The organism is Streptomyces sp. NPDC058086 (genome assembly GCF_042885015.1).
Taxonomy (GTDB): Bacteria; Actinomycetota; Actinomycetes; order Streptomycetales; family Streptomycetaceae; genus Streptomyces.
In genome coordinates this window covers 1-24,582 of record NZ_JBHVST010000101.1, presented here as the reverse complement: position 1 = coordinate 24,582, position 24,582 = coordinate 1, and the positions used below count along the sequence as shown (strand labels likewise).

Sequence of the window (24,582 nt, the reverse complement as noted above, 5' to 3'; positions counted from 1 at the left end):
GGGAACGTCCGCCGGCGCGACGTCGACCGCCGGAAGTGTCCGGACACGTCGGTCGACGAACCGGAGGCGTGACCGCAGCGACCGTGATGGGTTTGCGGATGAATTCAGCGAAGAACGACACCGCTCCACACCCTCACGCCCGGCGCAAAGCTACGGCGTCGCACTGGACGGGAATGGAATGAGACCGGGACCTGGTTCCGGGTGGCCTTCACTGATCATTCAGTCGACGTCAAGCCGGTTCGGCCAATCTGGGCGCCTCGGAGGACAGATGACTGGGGGGTTGCCGATGGTGTCGGACGAGGAAGCCGATGTGGTGGTGATCGGGTCGGGTATGGGCGGTCTCGCAGCGGCGCGCACGATCGCGCAGTTCGGCGGGAAGCGTGTTCTCGTCCTCGAACAGCACTACACGCTCGGCGGGATGACGCACGAGTTCTCCCGCGCCGGGCGATACCGGTTCGGCACCGGGCTGCATTACATGAGCGCGAGCGCCGGCCCGTTCCTCGGGTTCATGACGGACGGAAGGGCGCAGCTCTCGCCCCTGCCGGACGAGTACGACGCGCTGCACTTCCCCGGGTTCGATTTCGCCGTCCCCGCCACGAAGGAACGGTTCCGTGAGCGTCTGAAGGAACGGTTCCCTGCCGAGGCGGACGCGATCGACCGATTCTTCCGGACCACGCGCTGGGCCATGGCCGGGCTGACCGCGCGCAATGTCTTCGCATCGTTCCCCGCCGGCGTACGAAAAGCGGGTGCGCCCATCGTCGAGCGGCTCTTCCCGTCGACGTTCCGATCGTTGCGGGACCAGGTTTCCCGCAGTTTCCACGATCCGCGTCTGCGGGCCGTTCTGGCCGCGCGATGGGGGCTGTACGGCACTCCGCCGGCATCGAGCGCGTTCGGCTATCACGCGGCGGTCCCGCTGACCTTCTTCATGGAAGGCACCGCACATCCCGTGGGCGGCCCGCAGGAGCTCAACCGGGTCGTTCTGGAGATCCTGCAGCGGTACGGCGTGGTGCTGCGCTCCCGGCAGAGGGTTCATGAGGTCGTCGTCGAGGGCGGCAAGGTGGCCGGCGTCGACGTCGAGGACACCGCCACCGGCCGCCGCTACCGTGTGCGGACGGACACCGTTGTCTCGGCGGCCGGAGTGCGTAACACGTACGCCCTGATCGGGAAGGGGCACGAACTGGCGGAGCTGCCCGAGGAACGGTCGGCGGTCATGCTGTTTCTCGGACTGGACCGGTCGCCGGCCGAGTTCGGGCTGCGCGGCGAGAACCACTGGTTCATGCCGGATCTCGACGAGCACGAAGGCGTTCATCGCCCTCCCGGGGAAGGCACGCTGTATGTCTCCTTCGCCTCGCTCAACAACCCGGCTGCCCGGTTCCACACGGTGGAGTTGCTGGAACTCGTCGATCCGAAGGTGGTCGACCAGTGGCGCGGAACGCCCGAGAACGAGCGGCCGGACAGCTACCGGAAGTTCAAGGACGAGCTGACCGGGCGGCTGATCGCCCGCCTGGAGGAACGCTGGCCCGGCTTCCGGGAGACGATCGCATTCGCCGAACTGGCGACGCCGCTGTCGTTCGAGACCTATCAGCACAGCGTGCGGGGATCCTTCTACGGACTCGCGGCGACTCCCCAGCGGTTGCGCTCGGCGCGGGCGGGATGCCGTACTCCGGTCCAGGGCCTCTTCGTGGCCGGGCAGGACGCCTGGGGGTCCGGCGTGGTGGGGGCGCTGGCGGGCGGGCTGATGGCGGCGAACGCTGTCCTGAAACCGAGGCAGCTCGGGCCGATGTGGCAGGCCATCCGTTCCGGCGGGGTGGCCCGGGATCCGGCCACGCCCTGGGAGGGCTATCTACGGGTGGCCGGCATCGAGGTGCTGACCCCGACGGTCCGCAGGATCCGCTTCGAACCCCTGGACGCGGACACGATGCCGTTCGCGTTCGCCGCCGGGCAGTACCTGAAGGTCGACCTGCCCGTCGCCATCGAGCCGATCGAACGCTCGTACTCGATCTGCAGCAGTCCCGGGGAGAGCGGCTTCGTCGAGATCGCTGTGAAGCACGAGCCGGACGGGCTGGGCTCGGGATTCCTGCATGAGGAACTGGAGGTCGGGCTGGCGTTGCGGGTGAGCGGCCCGCACGGCGAGTTCACCTGGAATCCGGGCAGCGAGGCGGACACACTCCTGCTCATCGCCGGGGGCGTCGGGATCACCCCGCTGATGAGTGTCCTGCTCGCGGCCGCCGACGCCGGTCACACGGGGCGGATCGTCCTGCTGGCGAGCTACCGGACCGAGGACGAGGTGGTGTTCGGGCCGGAGATCGAGGCGCTGCGGTCCCGGCTGCCGGGGCTGGAGATGTCGATCTTCGTCACCGAACGCGAGGGACGGATCGGTCTGGACGAGCTGCGGTCCCACGTAGGCCCGACGACCCGTGTGCACCTGTGCGGGCCGGCGACCATGATGCAGGACCTGATCGGCCGCCTGACAGAACTGGGGGTGCCGCGAGAAGCCATCCACACCGAGGCGTTCGTGTCGGGCCGGAGCAAGGAGACCCGCCGGGAGAAGGCGCACGCCATCGCCGTCGCCGCCGCGGCGGCAGGTGTCACCGAGTTCATGATCGGCACGGTGGGCGGCACCCCGGCGTTCCCGTGCAGCCCCGGGCAGTCGGTCCTAGACGCCGCCAACGCCGTCGGCGTCGCGTTGCCCCAGTCGTGCGGCGAAGGTGCGTGCGGTACCTGTCGGGTGCGGGTGCTCTCCGGCGCCTACGAGACCGACGACCGGGGGATGTTCTCCGCCGACGAGTTGGCGGCGGGCTGGCGGCTGGCCTGCCAGACACTGCCCACCGAGGACCTGGTGATCGACCAGTAGGACGGGCCGACCGCGGCCACTGTCCGCGCCGAGCCCGCCGTCGCGTCGACAGCACGACGGACAACGGCTTCTGACTCCAGCCTGTCCGGTCCAGTGGCACTCGGCGCGTTGCCCGGCTGAAGAAGCTGAAGAACCTGCCGCGATCACTGCTGTCGACCCTGGTCGTCTGCCTGGCCCTTCCGGCCGGCAATGGGCATTAGTCGCTTTCCCTGCCGCGCGCCTTCGGTCACCACGGGCAGCCGATGGCAGCGAGGGCGACCCGTGACTGGGAATAGGAAAAGGAATGGCCTACTCCGACGCATCTCTGCGTCTGCAGGTTCTCGGTCCGCTACGGGGCTGGCGAGACGGTGTGGAACTGGACGCCGGTCCTCCGCAGCAGGCGTATCTGCTCGCCGTTCTCCTCGCCCGAGCGGGCGAGCCGGTCAGCATCAGCGAGTTGGTCGACCTGATCTGGGCGGAGGACGTCCCGGCCTCGGCGGTCAACATTCTCCAGAAGTACGTCGGCGCGCTGCGACGGCTGCTGGAGCCGGCGTTGCCCGCGCGTGAACCCGGCTCGTACCTGCACCGTCGCGGTAGCGCGTACCTGTTCGTGGCCGCCCCCGGGACACTGGACGTCGTCAGGTTCCGTGAGCTGGTCGATGCGGCCGAGGCCGGCGTCGCGGAGCAGCGGCCCGCTGCGGCACTCGACGGGTACCTGGAAGCGGTGGGGCTCTGGCACGGCTCGGCCGGCGACGGGGTCGCCTACGGCTCGACCGGTATGGCGATCTTCGCCGGGCTGGACGGCGAGTTCCGCCACGCCTGCGTGGCGGCGGCCGAGTTGGCGATAAGGCTCGGCCGGCCCGAACGTGTGCTCCAGTCCCTGCACATGGCCGCCCGGATGGCGCCGTTGCACGAGAGGGTGCAGGCGAGTCTCATCGCCGCCCTGGCTGCCGCCGGCCAGCCGGCCGAGGCGCTGTCGGTGTTCCGGACCGTCAGCGCCCGGCTGGCCGAGGAACTGGGCGTCGACCCCGGCCCGGCACTGGTGGCCGCTCACCTGCGTGTGCTGGAACGGGCACCGGCTGAGGAAATGCCCCATGAGCTGGAGGACATGCCTCAGGAACGGTCGGCGGCTCCCACCACCGGGGCGTCGACTGCCGACTGCCTGGTCGGCCGGGCCGAGGAACTGGCGGTGGTGCGGCATGCGGTGGAATCGGCACTCGCCGGATCGACGGGGCTTGTGCTCGTCGAAGGAGAACCCGGAGTGGGCAAGACCCGCCTGCTCGAGGAGGCCGGTGCCGAGGCGAACCGGCGTGGCGCGCTCGTTGTCTGGGGTCGTTGCCTGCCGGGGGACGGCACGCCGTCCATGTGGCCGTGGGCGCAGGTCATCGGCGCCCTCCTGGACGACGTGCCGGCCGCGGCGCGCGAGGACTGGCAGGCGGGCGAACTCGGCCGTCTCGTGACACCGCGCGGCAGCGGCCGTACGACGCCGGCCCTGCCGGACAGCGGCGTCCGGTTCCGCCTCTTCGAGCAGGCTGTCGCGCTCGTCCGCCAGGTATCGGCGCGGCGCCCCGTGGTGCTCGTCGTCGACGACCTTCAGTGGGCCGATGCCGCCTCGCTGGAGCTGCTCGGTCACCTGATGGCTCGGCTGCCGGGCGGCACCGCCGTGATCGGGGCGCTCCGCGATCGTGCGCCCGCGCCGAGCGCGGAACTGGGGCGGATGCTCGCCGCGGCGAGTCGGCTGCCCGGTCACCGCAGGATCCCGCTCGGCCCGCTGGGCCCGGCCGAGGTGGCCGAACTCGTCCGCCGTGAGACGGGGCAGGACCCGGGCCCGGGTGCCACCCGCCTCATTCACACCCGCACCGCCGGCAACCCCTTCTTCGTCCGCGAGCTGTCCCGGTTCCTCGCCGACGGCGGCGTCCTCACGGAGGCCACCGCGGCCCGGACCGCGGTACCGGCCACTGTCCGAGACGTCGTTCGCGACCGGATGACCGGGCTGGGTGCTGACGCCGGCAGCCTGTTGCAGATCGCCGCGCTGATCGGCCGTACCGTCGACCTCGCTCTCCTTGCCCGCACCGCCGGTCTGGACCACCAGACGTGTCTGGACCGCCTGGAGGCGTGCGAAGGGCTGGGCCTGCTCGAACCTTCGCCCGGCGACCCCTACTCGTTCGGATTTCCGCACGACCTGGTCCGTGAATCGGTGGTCGAGACCATAGCGCCGCCGCGCGCGGCCCGGCTGCATCTGCTGGTCGCCGACGCCCTGGAGCACAGGGCCGCGGACACCGAACTGGTGGCCGAGCGCCTCGCCCATCACCTGTGGTCCGCCGGGCCGCTCGCGGATCCGGGCCGAACCGCGACCGCGCTCGTCCGGGCCGGCCGCTGCGCCGCGGCCAAGCTGGCGCTCGAGGCAGCCGCACGCCAGCTTCACTCGGCCGCGCGGGTGGCACGCACAGCGGGCCTGGCGGAGTTGGAGCTGGCTGCCCTGTCACTGTTCACCGCGGTGGACGGAATGCGGGCGGGATACGTGGGCTCGGCGGTCGACCTGCTGGAGCGGGCCGAACACCTTTCCCGTGGACTCAACCGGGAACGGGAGGCCGCCGACTTCCTCTTCTCCCGCTGGGCCGCGTACGCCCAGGGCATACAGCTGGACCGCGCCGGCCGGTTGGCCGGCCAGTTGCTGGCGCAGGGGGAGGCGTCCGACGACTCTGCCGTGCGCGCCTACGGCTGGTACGCCTGGGGCATCCACCAGTGGGGTGTCGGCAACGTCGGAGAGGCGTTCCGGTACCTGAGCCGGACCGACTGGACCGTTCTGGACGACCTGGCCCACCGTGAGGAAGACCCGCTCCGGCGCGATCTGCGACTGCTCGCGGCCGGGATGCTCGCGATGATGACCGCACTGCACGGGGACGTCGACGGGGCACTGGCTCGGCTCGCCACGATGGAGGCCGCCGCGGGAGGCGACCCCTACGCGATCACGGTCTGGGCGGCGTACTCCGCGAGAGTCGCCGCTTTGACCGGCGACCCGGCGCGGGCGCTGCGCGCGGCCGAGTCCGGGATCGACGTGGACCCCGCGTTCTCGTTCGGCTTCTTCGGCGCCTACCAACGGCTGGCCCGCTGCTGGGCGCGAGCCCTTACCGGCGAGGACCCGGTCGGCGCAGCCGCAGAGGCGCAGGATCTGATCGTCGCGTCGCTCTCCGATCCGCCACGCTCGGGCCTGGCCACCTGGTACGGGCTCCTCGGCGAGATGTGGCTGGCAGCCGGAAAGCTGGACGAGGCCGACGCGGCGCTCGACCGGGCGGACTCGGCCATCGAAACGTACGGCCAGCGCTACGCCGAGAGCCTGCTGCTTCTGCTCCGGGCACGGGTGCTGCAGGCACGCGGCGAGCCGGCCGCCACCTTTCGGGCCGTTGCCGAGCGGGCGCACGCACTGTCCGTCGAGCGCGAGGCCCACCTGTTCGCCCGCCGTGCCGAGGAACTGTTGGCCGAGCTTGCGGACAACACATCCCGCTGACATCCGTGTTCACGACGCCGACGGCCGGTGAACGAGGCCGAATCACACCGGGCCCCCGCAGATCGGGAACCTGGTTCCGCCACGACAGCACCGCCCAGCGGCCGCCCCGGCGGATGGACCCAGCCCGCAAAGCGACCGTAAAGTGGCTACGCCGCAGCCGATCGTGGTCGGCCCGTGAGTGGGGGTATGGGGTGGGCATGGCTTCCTCCGGCGGACATCTGCGTCTGCAGATTCTCGGTCCGTTGCGGATCTGGCGGGACGGCGGCGAACTGGATGCCGGGCCTCGGCAGCAGTCGTACCTGCTCGCGGTGCTGATCGCCCGCGCGGGCAAGCCGATCAGTACGAGCGAGCTGATCGACCTGATCTGGGCCGAGGACGTCCCGGCTTCGGCTGTGAACATTCTCCAGAAGTACGTCGGCGCGTTGCGACGGCTGCTCGAGCCTCTGCTGCCCGTCCGCGAAGCCGGCTCGTTCCTCCACCGTCGCGGCAATGCCTACCTGTTCGCCGTCGGCTCCGCCACGCTGGACCTCGTCGCCTTCCGGGAACTCGTCGATGCCGCCAGGGCCGCGCTGGCTCAGCACGATCACGAGGCGGCCCTCGATCACTACGTCGGGGCGCTCGGGCTCTGGCACGGTTCGGCGGGCGACGGCATCGGCAACGGGGCCAATGCCACGACGGTCTTCGCCGCACTCGACAACGAGTTCTACGACGCGTGCACGGCGGCGGCGGATCTCGCCGTGTCGATGGGTCAACCGGAGCGGGTGCTCGCGGCTCTGCAACTGGCCGCATCGATGGCACCGTTCAACGAACCCGTGCTGGCCGGTCTCATCGGCGTTCTCGGCGCTGCCGGCCGCCAGGCGGAGGCGCTGTCGGTGTTTCGTCAGGCCCGCGACCGGCTCGCCGAGGAACTTGGCATCGACCCGGGTCCGGCGCTGGAGGACGCACAGCGGCGGATTCTCAACCAGCCCCCGGCGTCGCCGCTCGTGCGGGAGGCGGACGAGGAGGTCGGGCGGACCACGGCGGGCACCTTGATCGGCCGGACCGAGGAACTCGCCACGCTGCGGCGCATCGTGGAGCGCGCACTCGCCGGCGACACCGCGATCGGCGTTGTCGAAGGCGAACCGGGCGCAGGCAAGACCCGGCTGCTGGAGGAGGCCGCCGCCGTGGCGGGCCGGCTGGGCGCACTCACCGTCTGGGGCTCCTGCCTGCAGGGCGACGGGACACCGGCGATGTGGCCATGGGAGCAGGCACTGAGCCAGGTCGTCCACAGTCTGCCCGCTCCGGCGAGCGAACAGTGGCTCACCGGCGGGCTGGGAAGCCTCCTCGCGGCGCGGGACGACGCGACCCGGGAACTCCCCGACGGCAACGCCCAATTCCGGCTGTTCGAACAGGTCGTCGCCCTCGTCGGACAGGCCTCGGCACGGCGGCCGACACTCCTGATACTCGATGACCTCCAATGGGCCGACGCCACCTCCCTGCGGTTGCTGCAGCACCTGGCGGGGCGGCTGCCTCATGGCACCGCGATCGTCGGCGCGTTGCGCGACCGCGCACCCACACTCAGCCCGGACCTCTCCCGGGTGCTGGCCGCTGCCAGCCGGCGGCCCGGTCACCGCAGGTTCCGGCTCGGCCCGCTCGGTCCGGCCGACGTGGCCGAACTCATCCGCCACGAGGCCGGCCAGGATCCCGGCGGCGCCGTCGCGCGCGCCATCCACGCCCGTACCTCCGGCAATCCGTTCTTCGTCCGCGAACTGTCCCGGCTTCTCGGCGGGGTCGGCGCAATCGGCGACAGCGGCACCTTCGCCGCGGCCGGGGTCCCGTCCACCGTCCATGATGTCGTCCGCGACCGGATGGCAGGGCTCGACGACCGCGCCCGCGACCTGCTGCGGGTGGCCGCGCTCATCGGCCGCGACGTCGACCTCAGGCTGCTGTCCCGCGCCACCGGTGTGGACGTCGCGGACTGTCTCCATCGCCTGGAGCCGCTGCATACCCTCGGGCTGCTCGAACCCGGGCCGCAGGACCCGTCCTCGCTCCGCTTCGCGCACGACCTGGTGCGCGAGTCGGTCTCCGAGACCGCGACGACACAGCAGGTCACCCGGCTGCATCTGCGCGTCGCGGACGCGCTCGAACAGATCCATGCCGACGACGAGGACGTCGCCGAACGCCTCGCCTACCACCTGTGGGCCGCCGGCCCCCTCGCCGAGCCCGTTCGCGCCGCGGAGGCGCTCATCCGCGCCGGGCGCCGCGCGGCGGCCAAACTCGCCTTCGAGTCCGCCAGTCGACAGTTGCGCTACGCCGTACAGGTCACCCGGGCTTCCGGACTCATGGAGCTGGAGTTCTCCGCCCTCACACTGCTCGCCATCGTCGTCAGACGACAGTCGGGGTACGACGCCTCGACAGTCGATCTGCTGGGGCGGGCCGAATACCTGGCCCGCACGCTCGGCCGGGAGGCGGAGGCCGCCGACTTCCTCTTCATCCGTCTGATGGGCGCCTACACCTCCATGGAGAAGGGCCGCGGGCAGCTGGCCCGCCGCATGCACGAGCTCGGTCAGGCGTCCTCCGCTCCCGCAGTCCGACGCTACGGCCGGCAGGCCTGGGGCCTGCATCAGTGGGACATCGGCAACATCGGCGAGGCGTACCGGTCCTTCAGCAAGGAGGATGTCGTCGCCGCCGGCGGCACCGTCACCCCGGACGAAGAGACACCGCTCCGGCGGGACGGCAGCATTCCCGGGGAAGGGCCCGGCTGGCGGGCGGTCATGACCGCGCTGCACGGTGATGTCGACGCGGCGCTGGCTTTCGTCGACACCTGGGACACCCCGGGGGACCCGTACGCGGCCTCGGTCTGGGTCTACTACACGACCATGATCGCTTCCATGGCCGGGGACGCGGAAACGGCACGGCGAGCCGGGGAGCGGTGGGTCGCCGCCGGCCTCGCCCGCCTCAGCGCCCACATCGACCACTACATCCGGCAGTTCTGGTGCTGGGCACGCGCCCTCACCGGCGATGATCCGGCGGGCGCCGCGGCCGAGGCCGAGGAACTCCTGGCCGCCCACCTGCTCGATCCGCCGCAATGGGGCGTCGCCTACCACTACGCGCTGATCGCCGAGATGTGGCTGGCGGCCGGATCGCCCGATCGAGCCGACGCCGCTCTCGACCGAGCCGACCAGGCGATGTGGGACCACGGCCAGCGGTACGCCGAAGGGCTGCTCCTGCTGCTGAAGGCGCGCCTGCTGCAGGCCCGCGGCGCGCCCCCCACCGCTGTCCGGGCCGCCGCCGAACGGGCCTACACGCAATCCACCGCATGTGAGGCGCACCTGTTCGCGCGACGCGCCGAACGACTCATCTCAGGACCTGAACGACTCCTCTCAGAACCTGGAGGCAACGCATGACCGCAGGCCCTGAGGATCAGACCGGGCTGACAGCCCTGGCCCGCGGGCTCTCGGCGCCGAAGGGCTTCGTCGACGCCAGCCTGGCCGCCCCTGCCCCCGAAACGATTCGCCTGCTGGGTGGCATCCCCGCGCCCGAGGCTCTGCCGGTCGAGGCGATCGGCCAGGCAGCGGCGCAGCTGTGGCAGGACCCCGCCGCCGCGGTCGCGAGCCTGCAGTATGCGCGGCCGCGCGGAAACGCCGCGCTGTGCGACTGGATCGCGAAACGGGAGGGCGTCGACCCGAGCCGGATCGTGGTGACGAACGGTGGCATGCACGGCCTCGCACTGGCGGTGCTGACCGTCGTCGAGCGCGGTGCCACCGTCGCGGTGGACGATCCCGTGTTCCCGGGTTTCCTGTGGGCCCTGGAGATATCGACGACGCAGACCCTGCCCGTACCGGTCGTGGCCGACGGCTTCGATGTCGAACACCTCGCCCGGCGGCTCGCCACCGGCGCCCGGATCGCCGCGGCCTACACCGTGCCCGACTTCCACAACCCCGCCCAGGTCAGTCTCTCGGCGCCGAAGCGACAGGCACTGATCGAGCTCGCCGAGCGGTACGGCTTCTACGTGATCGTCGACAATCCGTACCGCGAACTGAGATTCGGCGGCCAGGACCAGGGTGTCGCGCTCTTCAACCAGTCGGATCGGGCGATCCACGTCAACACCTTCACCAAGACCCTTGGCCCCGGCTGGCGCGTGGGCTGGCTGGTGCTGCCGGAGCACCTCGTTGACCCGGTGATCCGGCTGCGCAACCGCCTCGACGTACACACATCCTCGGTGACTCAGGCGATAGTTGAACGGCTGCTCACCGACGACGACCAATGGTTCGACCGGATCGTGCGCAGCGCCACCTTGCTGTACCAGGAACGCGCCGGCGTGCTGATCGACGCCCTGCAGGAACAACTCCCGGGCGCCCTCGACATCGTGGCCCCCGAAGGAGGGCTGTTCCTCTGGCCGCGGCTCACCGACGACGCCGTGGACCCCGAAGCGCTGTTCCGGCGGGCGGCCGCCCACGGCGTGATCTACCAGCCGGGCGAGTTCTTCGCGGCGGACCCCCAGGGGCGGTCTTCGGCCCGGCACCTGCGGTTGTCCTACAGCGACCGCACTCCGGAAGAACTGCGGGAGGCCGCACGCCGACTGGCCCTGGCCTTCTGAGGACGCAAGCGAGCAACGACAGTCCCCTACGGCGGATTCCCGGAAGGCTGCTCATGACCAACGTTCGGCTCCCCCTGCGCGCACTCGTCCCGTTCGCCGCCGGTTCGATCGGCATGGGCATCTGGGTCACCGTGCCGGGCATCTTCCTGCTGTACTTCCTGACCGACGTCCTGGCCGTGCCGCCGCAGACGGCCGGCCTCGCACTGCTGCTGCCCAATGTCGCCAATATCGTGATGCACCCGTGGGTGGGCCGGATCTCCGATGCCGGCCTGGCCGGCAGCGGCCACCGCCGGCAACTGATGTTGGCCGGCTGCGTCGTGGTGCTCGCCTTCGTGGCCATGTTCGCCGTGCCGTCGGACCTGCACGGGACGACCGCCGCGATATGGGTCGCGGTGGCGCTGGTCGCCGGCAACCTGCTCTACTCGTGCTACCAGGTTTCCTACCTCGCCACACCGGCCGACCTGGGCATCGGCTACCACGAGCGGACCCGCCTCATGGGCTACCGCAATGTCGTGATCACCGTGAGCGTCCTGCTCGCCGGCGTGGCCGCGCCGCTGGTCGCCGGCGACGATCCGGGCGTCGGCGATTACATGAGAATGGCCCTGCTGCTCGGCGCGGCCATGCTTGCGGCGATGCTGGCCGGCATCACCGGCGTCGCCCGCCTCAACCGGGCTGCGCCGGGCACCCCGGCCGAGTCGGGGCACCGGGGCGGGCTGCTGGTGGCGCTGCGCGACCGGCAGTTCCGTGCGCTGACCGCGTCATATCTGACCGTCGCGATCACGATGCACCTGGTACTGGCCGCCATGCCGTACTTCGCTGAGTACGAGCTGGGCCGCTCCGCGCTCACGACCGTGCTCGTCGCGGCGTTCATGGCGCCGGCGGTCCTGACCACGCCCCTGTGGGTACTGGTGGCCCGGCGTCTCGGCAAGCAGCGCAGCCTGCTCGCCGCCCAGGCCGCGTTCGTGGCCGGCTCGCTGGTGCTGGCCCTGGGCGCCGCGGCCGGCCTGCCCCTGCTGATCGCAGCCGTCGCGATGCTGGGCGTCGCGTTCGCCGCGATGCAACTGATGCCGCTGTCGATGGTGCCCGACGTCATCGCCGCCGCCGGGTCGGCGGGTAGTGCCAGCGCGGGCAGTTACACCGGCGTGTGGACCGCCGCCGAGGCCACCGGCGGCGCGTTGGGGCCGTACGTGTATTCGGCCTGCCTGGCTGTGGGCGGGTTCGTGGCCAGTACCGCGGGCGAGCACACCACGCAGTCTCCCGGCGCGCTGGCGGCCGTCCGCTACGGCTTCACCTTGGTGCCAGCCGTGCTCATGACGATCGCCATCGTGCTGCAACGCCGGTACACCTTGGACAAGCACGCCCACACTGCGGCGCCGAGTGCCGTTGAGGTTTCCCCGTGATCGCGGACTCTTGATCCTTACGCTGCGCGAGCGTGCTGGTGCCGCTGCCTGGTCTCGGCCGAGTGCGCCCGCAACTCCGCCGTAGCCCAAGCTCACTTGTTCGGTACAGGAACTGGGCCGACGTATATCCGCTGCCCCAGGGTTTGCCGACCATGGCGTAGCCGACGACCCCGCGGGTGGGCAGGTAGGTGATGTCGCCGACCAGCTTGGTCCCGGGACGCTCGGCATGGAAGTCGCGGCCGAACAGGTCCGGGACCCGCTTTGCCGTTGCATCCGGCCGGGTCGGCGAACACCGACGGGTATTTCACCGACGCGTATTCCGGCTTTGCGTGAAGGCAGCTTCGGCTTGGCGGGGGCCGCCCCGCATCCGGCCGGATCCGTGTCGTGTCCGACGACGCCTACACCTCTGCGCCTCGACCCCGAGCACTACGAAGCGACGATCCGCAACGCCGCAATCGTCGGCAGACACCTTGTCGTCGTCATGGCTGGGCAGTTGACGGATCCCGACTGGGGACCGGCACGTCGAAGCAGTTCAGCACCATCGCGATGAGGCAGTAGCTGCCAATGAGGAACACGAGCTCGCCGACCCCGTCATGGCCTAGCAACTGCGTGGCCCGGTCGTATGTAGAGTCCGGCAGTATGCGCCCGGAGGTCAACGCCATCGCGACGTCGTGGGCGACGGCCTGTTCGTCACTCAGCCCGGAGGGTCGCCCGCCCGCCGCCAAGGTCGCGATCTGTGCCGCCGGAAGGCCGACCTCATCTGCCGTCTGCTCGTGTGCGTACAGCAGGTACCGGGCGCCGTAGGCGCCGCCAACGGTGAGGATCGCCACCTCGCGAACGATGGGATCGAGGCGAGCCTCGGCCGCGACCGCCCGCTGCAGAAACAGAGCCGGAACCCCGAACGTGGGGAAGTGCAGCATCGCCGCGAACGGCCCGACGAGCGCGCCGTCGTCGTCGAGGATGACGACGCGGCCCTGCTCCTCGGTGACGAGGCCGGCGATGCCGTCATGCACTTCGCGGAGTTGAGGGTTGAGCTCATCGGGTGGGATGGGTCGTATACGCATACGATGCTCCTCCTCAGAGTCCGTCGGTGTACTGGCCGTCGATGAGTACGAAGGCGACCCGGCAGTTCGCAGCCGACCGGTTTGCCCATGCGTGGTTGGTGCCGCGCTGAATCACGATGTCTCCGGTGCGGACGATGGTCTCGCCATCGTCGAGAACCAGCGTGAGCTCGCCCTCGATGACGATCCCGTAGTCGATCGTCTGCGTGCGGTGCATCAACGGATGCGGGGCGCCGGCAGCGGACCGTGCGGCGTCGGCACCGCCCATCTCCCCGAACTTCTCGGCCGCCTCGGCCCCCGTCAGGTTCCGGATTCGGTCGTCCTCCGGAGGGAAGTTGATCACCCGGATGCGAGTGCCACGCTCGGGAGGTCCGAGCACCAGACCGTCCTCCGCCGGCTCACCCGACTGCCGGTCGATGACGGCCGGCGTCTGGCGTGTATTCCACACCTCATAGAAGATCGGGCCACCAGGCCCGCCGATCTCCACCACGCGAGTCGGCGGTGCATCCTGTGTGATCACCGCACGGTCGGAAGCGTCATGACCGGTAACGATTCTCCGGAACGGTTGTACTGGGCTCATATGGTGAGTCCTGCCCCTTTCGGCTGATTTGGACATTCAAGGTCATCGCGTCAGTGAGGTAAGCGGCCCGGCAGGCATTGACGCCGCCGCACACCGAAAGACTGGCGCCCTCCACTTGACGCAGCGTGGACGGTCTGTGGACAGTGCTCGACTGTCCGTAAAGTCCGTCTCGGTACGCATGTCCAGCGAGAAGGGCGCCGACCGACGTCGCCCTCGCCCGAATGAGAATTTGGCACTCGCCACGGAGGATCCGACGATGGTGCCGGTGCGCAGAGCTTTCGCCGTGACAACGTCAGGTTGGGCAGGCCACGAAACACTGCCGAGAAGCCGAGATCATCATGGGGCCGGCTTTGCCGCTGCTTCCGGCCGGGTCGGCGAACGCCTCTTACGCCGGTTCACGCCGCGGATGTCACGTTCGCGCATCACGCGGGCGACACGCTTGCGGTTCACCCGTTGTCCCAGGCGGCGCAGTTCGGCGTGGATACGCGGGACACCGTAGGTGCGGCGGGAGGACGAAGTTTCCAGTCTCCAGGTGTCCAGGATCAAGGGGAAGCTTCACTCAATTTCGCCCACGGGTATTTCACCGACGCGTATTCCGGCTTTGTACGAAGACAGCTTCGCTCTTTATCGGCTTCATGTCCGCAGGCTGGTTCGGCGTGCTTGACAACAACGGAACGGATGGTGAAGCGGCCCCTGAATGGCGCCCGGATTTCTGTTCAGTGCTCGTCAAGTAACCGGTTCTACGCTGACCCGCGATCACCACTGAGAACACCGGATACCGAAGGGTATACATCGATGACGACAACTCGCCGGGGGCTGTTGGCCGGATCCGCCGCCGTCGTGGTGGGCGCCGCACTCGACGCGCCTGCCGCGCAGGCACACACCGCAAGCGGCAGCGGCCAGAAGCCCACCGTGGTACTCGTGCACGGCGCGTTCGCCGACGCGTCCGGCTGGAACGGGGTCGCCTCCCGGCTCATCCGCGACGGCTATCCGGTGATCGCACCGCCCAACCCACTGCGCAGCGTGGCCTCCGACTCCGCCTATCTGGCCGGCATCCTCGCGACCCTCAGCAGCCCGCTCGTCCTCGTCGCGCATTCCTACGGCGGGATCGTCGTCACGAACGCAGCGACCGGCAACCCGAACGTGAAGGCGCTGGTCTACGTGGCCGCGTTCGTGCCCGATCAGGGTGAGACGCTGCTGGGCCTGCAGACGAAGTACCCGGGAAGCAGGCTCAGCGAGGAGGCGCTGGACTTCCGCCCCTACGGTGAGGGCTTCGTCGACGGCTACATCAAGAAGGAGCTCTTCCACGACGTGTTCGCCGGGGACCTGCCGAAGGCGACCGCCGAGCTGATGTGGGCCGGCCAGCGGCCGGCGGACGTGCGCACCCTCGGGGAGCCGTCCGGCGCCCCGGCCTGGAAGACCATTCCGTCCTGGTACCTCGTGGGCCGCGACGACCAGGTGCTGCCCCCTGCGGCGCAGCGGTTCATGGCGCGCCGGGCCGACGCGCGCACCTTCGAGGCCGACGCCTCGCACGTCGCGATGATCGCGCAGCCCGCGGCGACGGCCGCCCTCATCAAGCGCGCCGCGCGCTGACGCCACCAAGCCGACGAAGCCAGGAGGCGACGGCGATGTTCGAGAGGTGGGGGCGGACGATGGTCAGCCGACGGTGGTGGGTGATCGGCCTGGCCACGGCCTTCCTGGCGTTCGGCGGCATCTGGGGTACGCGGGTCTTCGGCTCGCTGACCACCGGTGGGTTCGACGACCCGGCCGGCCAGAGTTCGCGCGCGGCCGCACGTGCCGAGGCGACGCTGGGCCGGACCGGCAACGACGCGGTGGTCCTGTACACCAGCCCCAGCACGACAGTTGACGACCCGGCGTTCCGGCGGGCCGTCACGGAGACGCTCCAAGCGCTTCCTCACGACGTGGTGACCCGGACCGTCAGCTATTGGAGCACCGGCAGCCCGGCCCTGGTCAGCCACGACCGGCACGCCACCTACGCGGTGCTGACCCTGGCCGGCGACGACGAGGCGCGGCGCGGCGAAGCGCTGGACGAGGTCGAGGACGAACTGGCCGCGCCCGGCCTGCGGACCCAGGTCGGCGGCGCCACCACGGTCGACCGCGACATCCGCGAGCGGGTCGCGGCGGACATCGCCTTCGCCGAGACGATCTCCATACCGGTGCTGCTCGTGCTCCTGGTCGTCGTCTTCGGCAGCGTGGCCGCCGCGAGCCTGCCGCTCGCGATCGGCGGTCTGGCCATCCTCGGAGCGTTCACCGCGCTGCGCGGGATGACCTACCTGACCGACGTCTCGGTCTTCTCGGTCAACGTGGTGACGATTCTCGGGCTGGGCCTGGCGATCGACTACGGCCTGTTCATGGTCGGGCGGTTCCGGGAGGAGATCGCCCGCGGGCTGGGTGTCGAGGACGCCGTCGCCCGCACCATGGCCACCGCGGGTCGTACGGTCGCGGTCTCCGGCGTCACCGTGGCCGTCTCGTTGGCCGGACTGCTGATCTTCCCGATGGCCTTCCTCCGCTCGATGGGCCTCGGCGGTCTGTCCGCGGTCGTGGTGGCGATGGTGGCGGCACTGACCGTGCTGCCCGCCCTGCTCGCCGTCCTCGGCCCCCGGGTCGAGGCACTTTCGGTGCGGCGGCTGTTCCGCCGCCCGCCGCCGGTTCTCCCGCAGGACGAGGTCGCGCACGGGTTCTGGTACCGCCTCGCGCACAGCATCATGCGCCGCCCGGTCGTCTACGCGACCGGGGTGCTCGCGGTCCTGTTGCTGGCCGCCGCGCCGTTCCTGCGCGTCGAGTTCGGCGGTATCGACCCGAGGGTGCTGCCGACGGGTACCGAGAGCCGCATGGTCTCGGAGACCCTCGACCGGGACTTCGTCCGGAACGGTCAGGTGCCCATCGAGGCGATCGTGACCTCGTCGGACCGGGCCGGTCTGGAGCGCTACGTCGACGCCGTCCAGACCGTCGACGGGGTGTCCGGAGCCCAGGTCGCGGGTCGGTCCGGCGACGTCGCCCGGGTCACGATCATGTACCAGGGCGACCCCATATCGCCCCAGGCGCGGGATCTCGTGAGCCGGATCCGGGCCGTACCGGCGCCACCGGGTGGTGAGGCGCTGGTGGGTGGCCAGACCGCGCAGCTGGCCGACCAACTCGCCGCCGTGGGCCGTCTGTTGCCCTGGATGGCGCTGATCATCGGCGGCGCCGGCTTCGTCCTGCTGTTCCTCGCCTTCGGCTCCGTCGTGCTGCCGGTCAAGGCGATCGTGATGAACATCCTGTCGCTCGGCGCCTCGTTCGGCGCACTGGTCCTGATCTTCCAGGACGGCCATCTGTCCGGCCTGTTGGACTTCACCTCCACCGGGACGCTGGAGGCGACCCAGCCGATCCTGGTCCTCGCGGTCGTGTTCGGGCTGTCGATGGACTACGAGGTCTTCCTGATGTCCCGGATCCGCGAAGAGTACGACCGGACCGGCGACAACACCGCGGCGGTCGCGGTCGGGCTGCAGCGCAGCGGCCGGATCATCACCAGCGCCGCGCTGCTCATCCTGGTCGTGATCGGCCTGTTCTCCGTCTCCGGAATCACGTTCATCAAGCTGATCGGGGTGGCGATGCTCATCGCCGTCCTGGTGGACGCGACGATCGTCCGGGCGCTGCTGGTACCGGCCACGATGCGCCTGCTCGGAAACGCGAACTGGTGGGCGCCGGCGCCCCTGCGGCGCTTCTACGCCCGCCACGGCCTCCGGGAAGGCGACGACCCGCCCCCCACGCCCGATCTCCGTCCCGCACCGGCCCGCACGCCGTCCGACTGACCCTCCTGCCGAGGCCGAGACGAGGCGAGACCATGCATCAGCGCGGATACGACAGCCAGTGCACCGCCGAGGAGCAGCGGCACACCACCGCGAAGTCGCCCATCAGGAATCCGAAGCTGACGTTGTTCGCACTGGCGTTGGGCACCTTCGCGATCGGCGCCGGCGAGTTCGGCAGCAACGGCATCATCCAGCTGTTCGCGTCCGATCTGGACGTTTCCGTTCCGGTCGCGACCTACGCGATCACCGCGTATGCCTTCGGGGTGGTGATCGGCTCTCCGGCGATCACCCTGCTCGCCGCGCGGGTCAACCGGCGCACTCTGCTGCTCGGCCTGATGGGGCTGTTCCTGGTCGGCAACGGGCTCTCCGCCCTGGCGCCGGACATCACACTGTTCGTCGTCTTCCGGTTCGTCGCGGGCAGCGTGCAGGGTGCGTTCTTCGGCGCCGGGGCTCTTCGGCCGGGGGACCTTGTCCACCGTGTGGGCCGGCTTCGTCCTCACCACCGCGGGTCTGCTCCTGTACGTCACGACCGTCGCCCGGGTGAAGCCGGCGCCCGTTCCGGTTCGCGCCTGAACAGCCCGACTCGACCAGCACTCCGGCAAGAGCCCCTTCTGGTCCGGTGTGACGGAGGAATCACGTGAACGACGGTGCGGCACAGCGCGGGCCGGTCCTGGACGACGAGCAGTTCCGCCGGCTCGCCGAGTACGGTGAGGTGGAGCACGCCGAGCCCGGCCGGGATCTGTACACGTCCGGCGACGACACCTACGACTTCTTCCTGCTCCGGTCGGCGACCGTGGACATCGTCCGGGACGCGACGGCGATCGAGCCGGAGCGTCTGATCTACCAGGGCGGGCCCGGAGACTTCCTCGGCGAGCTCAACCTGCTGACCGGTCAGCACGTCTACCTGACCGCCCGGGTGGTGTCCGCCGGGACAGTCGTCCGGATCCGGGCGGCGATGTTGCGCCGGGCCCTCGCCGAGCAGGTCGACATCGCCGACACTCTGATCGAGGCGTTCAGGGAACGGCGTGAGGTGATCCGCGGGGCGGCAGGCAACGCCCTGGAGCTCGTCGGCCGGTCGTACGCCGCGGAGACGCTGGAACTACGCACCTATGTGGCGCAGATGCTCCTGCCGCATTCCTGGCTCGACGCGGCCTCGCACCCCGGACGCTCGCTGATGAGACTGGCGGGGCTCGGCGAGGACGACCTCCCGGCCGCGATGGTCAACGGTTCGCTGCTGCGGCGCGCGACGCCCAGAGCTGTTGCCGAGGTGCTCGGTCTCACCTATCGAGCCGACGGGCGTCCGGTCGATCTCGTCGTGGTGGGCGCCGGCCCGGCGGGTCTGGCCGCCGCCGTGTACGCGGCGTCCGAGGGTCTCGTCACGGTGCTGCTGGACCGCTCCGGGCTCGGCGGCCAGGCCGCCAAGAGCGCCCGCATCGAGAACTATCTGGGCTTCCCGCACGGAGTCAGCGGCGAAAACCTGACCCGCCTGGCGATGGTCCAGGCACTCAAGTTCGGTGTACGGATCCACTCGCCCTGCGCGGTGGCCGGCCTGGACCTCTCCGAGGAGCGACGGCCGGCCGTCCTCCTGGAGGACGACGCACGCATTCAGTGCCGCGCGGTGATCGCCGCGACCGGGGCCCACTACCGGCACCTCGACCTGCCACAATGGACGACTTTCGAGAGGTCCGGTTGCATCCGCTACGCCGCGACCGAGCTGGACGTCCGAGGCTATCAAGACCAGCCGGTGACGGTCGTCGGCGGCGCCAACTCGGCCGGGCAAGCGGCCCTGTCCCTCGCCGCCCGTGGCGCGACGGTGGATCTGATCGTCCGCGGCGCCGATCTCGGAGCCCGGATGTCGTCCTACCTGACCGACCGGATCCGAGCGCATGCGCGGATCCAGGTCCACACCAGCAGCACGATCCGCGAACTGGACGGCGACGACACCCTCGCGTCGATCGTTGCCGAGAGGTCCGACGGGCGGCGGGACCGGCTGGCCTGCCGCGCCCTGTTCTGCTTCATCGGCGCCGACCCGGTGTCGGGCTGGTTGGACGGTGTGGCCAAGGACCACAACGGCTTCGTCCTCACGGACAGCCGCCTGCCCGCCGAACGGTTCGGTACGGCCCTGCCGTTCCAGACGAGCGCGCCCCGGGTCTTCGTGGCCGGCGACCTCCGGGCGGGCTCGACGAAAAGAGTGGCCACCGCCGTCGGCGAAGGCGCCGGCGCAGTCTCCTCCGTCCACGAGGCACTCGCCGACGACTGACACGTCCCTCGGCCGCCGACGGGGGTTTCACCTCTGTCGATACCCGAAGGGCCGAGTCGGCAACTGGACGGACACCTCGTACTGGGCACCTGCCACCGCTGCCGCGATGCCTCTCGAGGAGTTCTGCGACTGCCTTGAAGCAGGGCAGTGAGGTTCTCTCAGAGGCTGAGTTCGACGTCTCTACAGGGGCAGGCGTGGACCACTTCGAGTAGGCGCGGCCTTCGCTAGTAGGGAGTCACACCGGGTCCGGCAGGTTCAGGAGGGCGAGTTCGGCCGGGTCGACCACGGCGATGATCTCGGGAAGCGGTAGTCGAACTCGGGATCCTCACGATGGGCGTCGAACAACACGTTCGCGCGGTAAGCCTCCTTCAGCACCGCATCGGTCACCGGCCGGTCGAGCCAGCGGTAGTAGGCCCGTCTGGCTCGCCGGAGGGCACGGCACGTGACCGCGACGGGAACCCCGTCCACGGCCGGCTCCTTCACGAGCGGGTAGATCTTTTTCCTGTCAGATTCGCTTGCGACAGGTAGGCCGCGGTCCGGCACAGGACCTCTCTACAACGACGAGCCATCGGCTGACGCGGTGACGTCGTTGTCGGCGCGTCAACGGCAGCTTCTGCACTGCTTGTACTCAAGGCACTGCGATGGGAGGGTGCGGCAGCGCCACTTGGAGCAGCTCGTCGGATCCACGGATCCCTGGGTCGTTCCGTTCGTGGTGCAGTTGGTCGGCGAGTACGTCTTGGAGATCCTCGTCGTCATCAGCGACGGGCTTCGCGATCTCGCTACGCCGGGCGCCGTGGACATCTCGCTTACGGGACATTCGTTGCGGACAACCCGGCGTTCTTCGCGCGCACCCAGCGGCGGGTCGTGAGCTACTGGAACTGCCATTACCGCGCCGCTTAAGCGAATTTTCAGGGCTACCCGGGCTGCACTCTTCTCGACCGCCTACGGTCTGCCGCCTCCGGCATCACTGAACATCCCTTGCCCAACCTCGCCCCATCCGCCATCACCAGGGTGGACGGCTACTGCTAGGACTTCACCGGGCAAGGTTGTCTCTAGCGATCAGGCTGCGTCGGCGAGTGGGCGTCCGCCCCAGCGGAGGCCCTTCTCGCTGCGGAGCCGGGCGCGCTCGCGGCGCTGGGCGGCCAGCACGTCGGGGTGGCGGGCGTTGGTGTTGCGCCATCGCAGGTAGGCGTGCAGGGCCCGGGTCTGGGCGGTGTGGTTGCGGTGGTTGGAGTTGACGATCGTGAACTGCCGCAGCGGTCCGAAGCGGGCCTCGACCGGGTTGGCCCAGGACGCGTAGGTCGGGGGCGTCGTTTGGAAGCGCCCTGCTGGCGCGATCGAGGCTGGATGTGGATCCTCCGAAGTAACCGGCGGGATGGCGAGGCTGTAGTCCCGCTGGCCAGGGCCGGTGGAACTTGACCGGCTGACGGATCGTCCGCCCGAACCGTTCACTGCGGCCGATCCGTGCGGCCGTGGTTGAGCGTGGCTCCTTTGGAGGGGCCAGCGATCGGTTGAGCGGGCGGCTGCGTACCAGTCCGGTGGTACGCCGGAGGGAGCTCGCCGAACGGGCCGTGTTGATTCGGCGCCCAGAAGGCATGTACGTGTCGTTGTCGAAGATGACCACTGGGATTGGGATGGGGCGAAGCGTGGCCGGGCTGCTGCCAGTGCCTCCGGATATGGTTTCGCCGCTGTCTCAAGAATATTGTAGGTGTGCGCGGGCGCGCTGGTACGCGCTGATGGTTTCCCGGGGCAGGCGCGCGCTGTTGTGCTTCTGGACGCGCTGCCCAGGGGAGCAGCGGCGGTGTAGCCACGGTGTACGGCTGGGCAGGGTGACAATGCCGAATACGACGACCGCCTCTTCGCCCGGGTGGCCGAGGCCGTGGTCGCGGCTCTGCGGTAGCGTCGCCTCAGGGGCGACGCCGTACGAAGCCCAGGTAGGCGAAGCCTTCGCCCTCGCGCGGCGCCCGGGTCCAGGACCGGGTGGTGAACATGGGGAGGCTGCCCTGGGACAGGGCGAAACAGGGAAGCGAGATGCCCAGTTCGGCGTGCAGGGTCTCCAACAGGCGTACCTCTCGGTCAAGATGGGTGTCAGGTGAGCCGGCAAATCGCGCGGGATCCAGGGTGTTGGGTATCGCACCCGAGCGCCGGATGTCGTTGCCCCGCACCGTGAACGCATAGAGTTCCACGCCGCGTTCGGCCACCGAGACATGGAATGCGGCCGGGTGATCAGCCAAGTGCCGCTGCGGCTCACGCCACACCACCACGGCGCGACCCGACGCGGAGGCGGCCGCGGCGGGGGACTGGAACAGGTGATTGATGCCCTGGCGGGACTGGCCGTCGAAGGCGAAGGCCCACCCCTCGCTGCAGCGGCCGGCCATGACCGCGGCCCGGTCCTCCCAGAGCTCGACGCCCTCCCGCTCGTGGTTCTGCCTCAACGGCCGGTACGCCCTGGCTGCGTGCACGGGCGCACTCAGTTCGGCACCCTCGTCGCCTATCAGAGCGGGTAGGCCGGCGGCGTCGGCGCCCTCGACCCAGACGCAGCGGTACGCGTCGAACGGCCGCTCATGTATCCCGGTCGTCGTCAGCCAGGTGAGACCCGGCGGGTCGAGATCGGGCGCCGGCTCGGGAGCGGGCCCGGACTCGCCTGCGCGCGGAGTCGCGAGGATCTCTCGCCCGCGCTGCGGGGTGATCAGCGACCCCAGAACCGGATCGGCGAGCAGGCCAAGGGGCGCGAGCAGCAAAGGCCCAGGTGGTATCCACTGCGTAAGCGCGTCGCGCAGCATTCGCCACGCGGCATCGGTTGCTCCCCATCGGGCCGACTCCCGGGCCTCGTTGACGGCCCGGCCCCACGCACCCGGCGGCGCATAGCGATGGGTGCCGTCGCGAAGCGCGCTCAACAAGTCCTCGGCGATTTCCCGGTCGACCCCACGGGCGGCCATCATCCCCAGCCAGTGGTCGTCTCCGCCCAGTCGCCATTCGCCGGAGGCCGGTTCGATGGCCGACACCGTAAGGAGCTCGGGCAGATAGCGGGGGTCAGCCACAAGGGAACCGTAGTCCCGCTGAGCGCGGGGAGCCGCCAGATGCTGCAACTGGTTCAGCAGAATGGCGCTGTTCGGTCGTCCGAAGGACCGCGCCTCCTCGAGCAAGGGCAGGGCCTCCTCATGCCGTCCGCGCAGGGCGAGGAGGCGGGCCTCCTCGACCCGGGCGTCCTGGGCGCGAGTGGTGGCGTTCTCGAAGCCCGGCCGCCCCACCCGGTCGCCGTGGAAGCTCCGGTACATGGCCTCCATGTAGGCACGAAACGACGGGTAGCGGTCCGGGTATTCACCGCTCCAGCCCTTGTAGATGTAGAGCGCCCACTCGCCGTGCTCGTCGCGGTCGCCCGGGTCGAGCAGAGCCAGCGTCATATCGGAGTCCGTCTCCAGGCGCAGCGATCGCTGCCACATGCCGGCGAGCAGGACTTCCTGCTCGCGCGGGTCGTCGCCCAGATTCTCTTCGTACACCTCGGTCAACCCGTACGGATCCCGGGACCAGTCGATGTCCGCGATCCCACCGAGCTGATAGACCCCGGCCGTCTGCTCCACACGCCATCCGTCGCTCGCGGCCAGGAACTGGCGGTAGGAGGGCGGCAGTCGCTGCCCCAGCCGCTTCTCGACCGTGGTGATCGCGGCCTCGTCCGCCCCTGGCCTGCCCAGCCTGACGGGACCCGGACCGCCGTCCCCGTCCTCCTCGTGCTCGGCGCGGGGAACCCACTCCTCCTGCCAACGGCCGAGGAAGTCCTGCCAGTTGAAAGACTCGTCGCTCATGACCGAGATCGTGCCAGCCACCACTGACAACGAGTCACTCAGCAGGCATACGCCGTCCGTTCTTGACGGCGGTTGGTCGGGGATGGTGCGTTGTCGGTGCCGGGCTGGCGGGGCGTGTCCCGATAGGGGCCTGCCGATTTTTGTGGCGTCCTCACGATTCTGACCGCCCGGTTGGCCCGGTACCGGCAACGCGACGCGGCCCGGAAAGACTTCTACCTGGTCAGATAGCCACAGCCAGGACCCCGCTATAGGGGCTGTGATTCGGGTTCGTCGCGGCACGCCTGCCAAACACCCCACTCGGGGGAATAGGGGTGTGGTCGTCTGCTATGCCGTCTCCTCTTCACCGGCTCCGCCGTGCCCCGGCCGTAGCGCAGCGTTCAGTACTGCTCGGTCTCCACGAAACCCGCGTCCCCGTTGTCGTCCGCGCCGAGGGCAGCGGCGGTCGGGTCGAATCCGGGCGGGCTGTCCTTGAGGCCCAGGCCCATGCCGGCCAGCTTCGCCTTGACCTCGTCGATGGACTTCGCACCGAAGTTGCGAATGTCGAGGAGGTCGGCCTCGGAGCGGGCGACGAGCTCACCCACGGAGTGGACGCCCTCACGCTTGAGGCAGTTGTACGACCGGACGGTGAGCTCCAGCTCCTCGATCGGCAGTACCAGGTCCGCGGCGAGGGCGGCGTCCGTGGGGGACGGGCCCATGTCGATGCCCTCGGCGTCGATGTTGAGCTCGCGGGCCAGACCGAACAGCTCGAC

14 protein-coding genes and 2 pseudogenes are annotated in these 24,582 nt (G+C 70.0%); 9 read left to right on the top strand and 7 right to left on the bottom strand.

The annotated features are described in order from the left end of the window. The first annotated feature begins 268 nt into the window (after positions 1-268). The 5 genes from ACFVWD_RS45790 to ACFVWD_RS45770 all read left to right on the top strand — a co-directional run bounded on the left by ACFVWD_RS45790 (position 269) and on the right by ACFVWD_RS45770 (position 12,320). A complete protein-coding gene (locus ACFVWD_RS45790) occupies positions 269-2,854 on the top strand; it encodes an FAD-dependent oxidoreductase (protein WP_389604148.1) in 2,586 nt (861 codons plus the stop codon). A 283-nt stretch (positions 2,855-3,137) separates the two neighbouring features. Next, positions 3,138-6,341 (top strand): ATP-binding protein, encoded by a 3,204-nt coding sequence (locus tag ACFVWD_RS45785; RefSeq protein ID WP_389604146.1) that lies wholly within the window; start codon positions 3,138-3,140, stop codon positions 6,339-6,341. Between the two features lie 197 nt (positions 6,342-6,538). Beyond that, positions 6,539-9,727, top strand: a complete 3,189-nt coding sequence (locus ACFVWD_RS45780; RefSeq protein ID WP_389604145.1) for a BTAD domain-containing putative transcriptional regulator — start codon at positions 6,539-6,541, stop codon at positions 9,725-9,727. Then, positions 9,724-10,920 carry a PLP-dependent aminotransferase family protein gene (locus ACFVWD_RS45775; RefSeq protein ID WP_389604143.1) on the top strand — a complete coding sequence of 399 codons (1,197 nt, stop codon included), beginning with the start codon at positions 9,724-9,726 and terminating at the stop codon, positions 10,918-10,920. Before ACFVWD_RS45780 ends, ACFVWD_RS45775 begins: the two co-directional genes overlap by 4 nt. 53 nt (positions 10,921-10,973) lie before the next feature. Continuing rightward, positions 10,974-12,320, top strand: a complete 1,347-nt coding sequence (locus ACFVWD_RS45770; RefSeq protein ID WP_389604141.1) for an MFS transporter — start codon at positions 10,974-10,976, stop codon at positions 12,318-12,320. 479 nt (positions 12,321-12,799) lie between these two features. On the opposite strand, the gene ACFVWD_RS45765 is transcribed toward ACFVWD_RS45770, so the two are convergent. From ACFVWD_RS45765 to ACFVWD_RS45755, 3 genes and pseudogenes are all read right to left on the bottom strand, one after another. Further along, complete coding sequence (locus ACFVWD_RS45765) at positions 12,800-13,333, bottom strand: carboxymuconolactone decarboxylase family protein (protein WP_385080819.1); 534 nt, start codon at positions 13,331-13,333, stop codon at positions 12,800-12,802. Positions 13,334-13,397: 64 nt separating this feature from the next. After that, positions 13,398-13,997: a cupin domain-containing protein gene (locus ACFVWD_RS45760; protein ID WP_389604139.1), complete on the bottom strand. Its 600-nt coding sequence runs from the start codon at positions 13,995-13,997 to the stop codon at positions 13,398-13,400. 351 nt (positions 13,998-14,348) lie between these two features. Further along, positions 14,349-14,477: pseudogene (locus ACFVWD_RS45755) on the bottom strand (IS3 family transposase); the annotation flags it as partial. A gap of 279 nt (positions 14,478-14,756) precedes the next feature. On the opposite strand from ACFVWD_RS45755, the gene ACFVWD_RS45750 reads away from it, so the two are divergent. The 4 genes from ACFVWD_RS45750 (at position 14,757) to ACFVWD_RS45735 (ending at position 20,030) form a co-directional block, all read left to right on the top strand. Further along, positions 14,757-15,554: an alpha/beta fold hydrolase gene (locus tag ACFVWD_RS45750; RefSeq protein WP_389604138.1), complete on the top strand. Its 798-nt coding sequence runs from the start codon at positions 14,757-14,759 to the stop codon at positions 15,552-15,554. A 35-nt stretch (positions 15,555-15,589) separates the two neighbouring features. Beyond that, a complete protein-coding gene (locus ACFVWD_RS45745) occupies positions 15,590-17,773 on the top strand; it encodes an MMPL family transporter (RefSeq protein ID WP_389604136.1) in 2,184 nt (727 codons plus the stop codon). A 137-nt stretch (positions 17,774-17,910) separates the two neighbouring features. Further along, a complete protein-coding gene (locus ACFVWD_RS45740) occupies positions 17,911-18,411 on the top strand; it encodes an MFS transporter (protein ID WP_389604135.1) in 501 nt (166 codons plus the stop codon). Beyond that, positions 18,408-20,030, top strand: coding sequence for an FAD-dependent oxidoreductase (locus ACFVWD_RS45735; protein WP_389604133.1), 1,623 nt, complete (start codon positions 18,408-18,410; stop codon positions 20,028-20,030). The genes ACFVWD_RS45740 and ACFVWD_RS45735 overlap by 4 nt, the downstream gene beginning before the upstream one ends. 255 nt (positions 20,031-20,285) lie before the next feature. Here ACFVWD_RS45735 and ACFVWD_RS45730 read toward each other — a convergent pair whose 3' ends face one another. The 4 genes and pseudogenes from ACFVWD_RS45730 to ACFVWD_RS45715 form a co-directional block, all read right to left on the bottom strand. Beyond that, on the bottom strand, positions 20,286-20,498 hold the full coding sequence (locus ACFVWD_RS45730) for a hypothetical protein (RefSeq protein ID WP_389604132.1): 213 nt from the start codon (positions 20,496-20,498) through the stop codon (positions 20,286-20,288). 591 nt (positions 20,499-21,089) lie between these two features. Then, a pseudogene (locus tag ACFVWD_RS45725) lies at positions 21,090-21,335 on the bottom strand (IS630 family transposase); the annotation flags it as partial. Between the two features lie 602 nt (positions 21,336-21,937). After that, the gene (locus ACFVWD_RS45720) at positions 21,938-23,833 is read right to left on the bottom strand and encodes an SMI1/KNR4 family protein (RefSeq protein ID WP_389604130.1); all 1,896 of its coding nucleotides are present in this window, start codon (positions 23,831-23,833) and stop codon (positions 21,938-21,940) included. 377 nt (positions 23,834-24,210) lie between these two features. Beyond that, a partial coding sequence (locus tag ACFVWD_RS45715) for a DNA-directed RNA polymerase subunit alpha C-terminal domain-containing protein (RefSeq protein WP_389604128.1) occupies positions 24,211-24,582 on the bottom strand: 372 nt, incomplete at its 5' end.